Below are 4947 nucleotides of genomic sequence, written 5' to 3'. Positions count from 1 at the left end.
TTTTACTTTTTTAAAATCATATAGATGAGTGGAGTGTTTATTATCACCTATACTTGCTGTTAAATCCAAACTATTTTCATCTCTATATGACGAAAAATTCTCTACTGTAAACCGTTTTAGCATATTTATTGCCTAATTTTAAAATCTTAAGACGATTTTATCGTAAATATAGTACTGTTTATATTAATCTTGTCACTAACAGAAAAGAATTTAATACACCCCTACACCACACCCACACCAAAAAACAAGATGGAGAGCATTGGATGATGCTTGGTGGGAAGTGGGGAGTTATAGACAAAAAAGGTAAGCTACTCTCACCCATGAAGTAGGGTATAATTCGACTCAAAAAGGAAAACAGTGAAACTAATAATAGACCTAATCGAAGATATACGCGAAAGCATTCAAAATGATGAAAGTTACATCATAACAGCGATGCTTCTAAAAGAGGATGAGAATGATAAGAAAAATCTAATCTATGCAGGTGAAGCCCCTATAAGCTCTTTTGAGATAGATAAACTATCCAAAGAGCTTATATTGATAGTTGAAAAAGATAAAGAGCTTTTGAGTGTTGGAGAGTTGCTAAAGCATCTTTTTATATTGGATACAAAAGAGCTGATGTATGAGGTGAAACTAGCAGTGAGTCAAGCGCATAATCTTCAAGAGTTGGTAGGTTTTGGATTTAATTCCACTGATAAAAAATATGCTCTATTTATGATGCAATGAATTATCAACAAATACTAAAAGAGATAGAAAAAGAGATACAACCTTCATTACAAAAAGGCAAAGTAGCAGACTATATTCCTGCATTAGCAGAGGTTGACCCAAATCAGTTTGCTATGACTATTACACTAAAGAGTGGAGAGCAATTTTCAGTTGGCAAGAGTCAAGAGGACTTCTCTATACAGAGTATCTCAAAGGTGTTAGCATTCTCTTTGGCGATAAATATATACTCTAAAAGTCTCTACAAAAGAGTAGGTGTTGAACCTTCGGGCAATGCCTTTAACTCACTGGTTCAGCTAGAGTATGAGCAGGGAATTCCACGAAATCCTTTTATCAATGCAGGGGCTATTGTGGTGATGGATGCTTTGATGAGTCATTATGGTGGGGATTATCTTGCACTTGAAAAGATACTGAACTTTGCTAGGGATATTAGTGCCAATCAAGAGATAAAGTTTGATAGCACTGTTGCCAAATCGGAGATGGAATACGCTTCTCGTAATCTATCCTTGGCTCACTTAATGAAAAGTTTTGGAAACTTTGATAATGATGTTCGTAATGTGGTGCAGACCTATTTTAAGCAGTGTGCTATTGTTATGAATACTGAGAATTTATCTCGTGCCATGCTTTATTTGGCTTTTGATGGCACAGATCCGATTAATGGTAGATCATTTCTCAATGAATTACAGGCAAAAAGAGTCAATGCACTGATGCTCACTTGTGGTCATTATGATGCTAGTGGAGAGTTTGCTTACAATGTTGGATTACCTGGTAAAAGTGGTGTGGGTGGAGGTATTGTAGCGGTGGTTCCTGATGTGATGAGTATTGCTGTTTGGTCTCCAAGGCTTAATAGTTATGGGAATTCCTATGCGGGAACTTTGGCTCTACAGATGTTTACCTCCAAAACAGGATTGAGTATTTTTTAGGCTAAAGTGTTATAATATAGCATCTCAATTAAAAAAGGAACAACCATGGAAAAAGATTTTAAAGAGGCAGTGGAGAAATCAACTAAAGCTATGAAAGAGTTAGAGGGGAAGGTTGAAGATATAGCAGAAGATTTATCTGAAAATGTAAGTGAACTTTGGGGTGATTTTAAGAAAAATTTTGCAGATATAAGTTCAAAACTTGATGGAGCATCTGAAAATATTTCAAAAGTAGGTGATGAGACAACTCTACAGGCACATCTTGGTGCGATGGAGGCACGAGAGAAGATGGAAGGAATGAAAAAAGGGATAGAGGAGTTTGCGACAAAGGTATCTACTGATACGCAGACCACTCTGGATACAGCAACCCTCCAAGCCCATCTTGCCAAAATGGAAGCAGAAGATTTTTGGGAGAAAAAAGGTAAAGGTATTAGCGAGGATTTCAATGTTTCAAGAGAGAATGTCGAGAAGTTGGCTGTAGAGGCTATTCTTGAGATTGGTAGCTTCTTTGAGAAGTTAGGTGCTAATTTTTCTGCGAAGAAGAGTCAATAAAATTTTTATAAAAAATGAGTTTTGCAACAGATTAATAGATTATCCTAGCAAGATAAAGCCCCTCTGGAGGGGCTAGTGTAGTTATATATCGTTTTTTTACTTCTAACTGTTCTTGCAACTGTTCAATACTAAATTGCTCTAGTGCTACCTGCATAGCAACCTCTGTCATCATACGAACTTGTGAACGCAAAAAGCCATTGGCTTCAAAGTAGATAATATGGTAGTTGTTATATTTTTTATATCTAGCTCTATATATTGTTCGAATATTTGAATGTGTAATAGTCCCTGTTTTTAGAAAGTTAGAGAAGTCATGCTCTCCCTCAAATTTTTTTAGTGCTTGTTGAAGTAATTTTTCACTAAAAACTGGATAGTATGCTATATATTTCTCCTCAAAAATTGAGGGTCTAGTAGTTTTAAATATATAACGATAGATACGCCTTTTGGCAGAAAATCTTGAGTGAAAATCATCTTTTACTTTTGAGATATGTTTAAAAGATATGTGTTTAAGTTTTCTGTTGAGAACCTCTTTTAGTTTAGTCAAATCTTTCCAGAAATCAGGAAGTTCAAAATCTATTACCTGACCTGTCGCATGTACTCCTGCATCTGTTCGTCCACTGCCTCTTATCTCAGAGTCTATACCAAGTGATATGAGAGCGGATTCTATAGCGGTAGTTACAGTATATTTGGTACTCTTCTGTTTTTGAAAACCCTTGAAGTAGCCTCCATCATAGGCTATGACCGCTTTGACTCGCATTAGAAGAACCTCGATACTTTTTGTCGAAATAGAAACCATCCAAGAGTGCTAGTAGTAACTAGTGTAAGAGCCAAGATTAAAAAAGAGCCATCTTTTTTTAGAGCAGTAGCAATAACAAATAGAGCTGTAGTGGTAAGAGCCAAGATAGGATAGGCGTAGTTCTTCTGATATCGGGGGTTGATAATAGAGAAAGAGGCGACAATATATAGACCCAACATTGGAATAAGAGAGATAAAGATAAAAAAGAGAATTTCTCCTTTTCTTTTTGGATCGTATGAGTAGTTTATCCAGTACTCTATGACATTTCTATAGTTGTATGCATTGGAGTCCATATAGTGAAATATTTTCATAGTATCATAGTCAATCTCTTTTAGTGAACGGTCATCAAAAGTATATCCACTTCCATCTTTTAGAGTAAGTGTTATTGCAGAGTTCAGATTATCTATCTCTGCCTCTTTGGCGATAAAGAGTCTATTTGAACCATCTTCATCCTTTGTATAGAGTACAATACCCTTCATCTTCTGTCCATCTTTCTCTTTTAGATAGACAAAGAGGTCTCCAAACTTCTGTCCTAGTCGAGAGGGGCTGATATTTACTTTGGCTTGGGTTAGCTTGTAGGATTTAAACGCTTTGTATCTCTGTTTGGCTTGAGGCATCTCTAGTAGAGATAGAATTAGTAGAAGCAGACTAAATAGTGAAGCGATAATCCAAAGCTGACGCATTATCTGTTTGGATTTGACACCAAGTGCAAAAAGTGCAATAAGCTCATTTTCCACTGATAATCGAAGCAGAGTGATAACAACAGCAACGAGAAACGATACAGGAATACTATAAAAGATAATAAGTGGAAGTTTGTAACCAAAAATACGAACCATCTCCATAAAGCTCACCTGCATAAGTGAGGTTATAGAGGATAGTGTGATAATAAGAACGAGCGAACCTATGAAAAATATAGGTAGAAAGATGGTCATAAATGCTTTGGTGAAGTTTACTGATATATATTTAGAGAGACTTACCTTGCCTAGATTCATACTGCTACTCCTCCTTACTCTTTTAGCTTGTTGTGAAATTATACTATTTTTAAGTTAAGCCTCTTTATTCATCATTAATAAAATATTCATCAAAAAATACTATAATCTATTAAATAATTTAAGGAAAAAAAATGATAATCTCAAAAGTATTTAGAACTTTAGTTCTAGCAACACTACTAACAACGCTATCAATAGCACAAAAAGAGGCTCTATTAGTCGGAGTGAGTGACTACAGAGGAACAGCAGATGACCTTGTAGGAATAGATATAGATGTTGCCAATATGAAAAGCCTCCTAGAAAAATGGGGATTTCATACAACGATACTCTCTAATGAGGAGTCGATGAACTTGAGTCAGCAACTAGATTCATACTCTGCCTTGACCAAAGATGATGACTTTGTTTTCTACTATAGTGGTCACGGCTATCATATCAAAGACAAAAATGGTGATGAGTCAGATGGAGAGGATGAGACACTGGTTTTGAGTGATGGAAAAAGCAATGACCTTTTCCTCGATGATGCACTCTATGGTTATTTGAACAATATTCCAGCCAAAAAGCTTATTGTTTTGGATTCGTGTCATAGTGGTACAGCTTTTAAAGCGTTTGGAGACAAGCCAAAACCCAAAAGTCTATCTAATAACAACGCTGTGGATGGGGTGGTCAAAACCAAAGCATTTAGACCACAGCAAAGTAAGTTAAACAGTGGAGCGTATATTGTATTTTCTGCTTCACAAGATAACGAAGAGTCATTGGCTACCAAACGAGGAAGTCTATTTACCAATGCTTTTGTCAATCAGTTTAGAGATGGAAAAGGCAAAGGGTTAAAGCTCATGGATTTAAAAAGAAACATTGGTCAAGAGATAATAGCGTATTGCAATCAGACTAGTTCAGAAGCACATCACCCCAATCTCTCTGCATCGGATGCCTCTTTGAAATATACGACAATTGGAGAGTTTTTCAAAAGCAAAAC

Annotated in this window: 7 protein-coding genes; 5 read left to right on the top strand and 2 right to left on the bottom strand. The window is 36.0% G+C overall.

All coding sequences use genetic code 11. The features are described 5' to 3' along the window. Positions 1-128 precede the first annotated feature (128 nt). The 4 genes from GSY74_RS04480 to GSY74_RS04465 are packed head-to-tail and all read left to right on the top strand — an operon-like array spanning position 129 to position 2192. A complete protein-coding gene (locus GSY74_RS04480; protein WP_164663909.1) occupies positions 129-329 on the top strand; it encodes a hypothetical protein in 201 nt (66 codons plus the stop codon). Between the two features lie 28 nt (positions 330-357). Next, positions 358-723 carry a hypothetical protein gene (locus GSY74_RS04475; RefSeq protein ID WP_164663908.1) on the top strand — a complete coding sequence of 122 codons (366 nt, stop codon included), beginning with the start codon at positions 358-360 and terminating at the stop codon, positions 721-723. After that, a complete protein-coding gene (locus GSY74_RS04470; protein ID WP_164663907.1) occupies positions 720-1643 on the top strand; it encodes a glutaminase in 924 nt (307 codons plus the stop codon). The genes GSY74_RS04475 and GSY74_RS04470 overlap by 4 nt, the downstream gene beginning before the upstream one ends. 45 nt (positions 1644-1688) lie before the next feature. Continuing rightward, positions 1689-2192: a hypothetical protein gene (locus tag GSY74_RS04465; RefSeq protein WP_164663906.1), complete on the top strand. Its 504-nt coding sequence runs from the start codon at positions 1689-1691 to the stop codon at positions 2190-2192. Positions 2193-2223: 31 nt separating this feature from the next. Here GSY74_RS04465 and truA read toward each other — a convergent pair whose 3' ends face one another. Together truA and GSY74_RS04455 are read right to left on the bottom strand one after the other, a co-directional pair. Next, entirely contained in the window at positions 2224-2946 is a 723-nt protein-coding gene (gene truA, locus GSY74_RS04460) for a tRNA pseudouridine(38-40) synthase TruA (protein WP_164663905.1), read from the bottom strand. Further along, positions 2946-3977 (bottom strand): LptF/LptG family permease, encoded by a 1032-nt coding sequence (locus GSY74_RS04455; RefSeq protein WP_164663904.1) that lies wholly within the window; start codon positions 3975-3977, stop codon positions 2946-2948. Before GSY74_RS04455 ends, truA begins: the two co-directional genes overlap by 1 nt. A gap of 131 nt (positions 3978-4108) precedes the next feature. Here GSY74_RS04455 and GSY74_RS04450 point away from each other — a divergent pair. Continuing rightward, on the top strand, positions 4109-4947 hold an 839-nt coding region (locus tag GSY74_RS04450), incomplete at its 3' end, for a caspase family protein (protein WP_164663903.1).

Source organism: Sulfurovum sp. bin170 (genome assembly GCF_010892395.1).
Lineage (GTDB): Bacteria > Campylobacterota > Campylobacteria > Campylobacterales > Sulfurovaceae > UBA1140.
The sequence above is the reverse complement of the archived record's forward strand: the minus strand, read 5'-3'. Positions and strand labels throughout refer to the sequence as shown.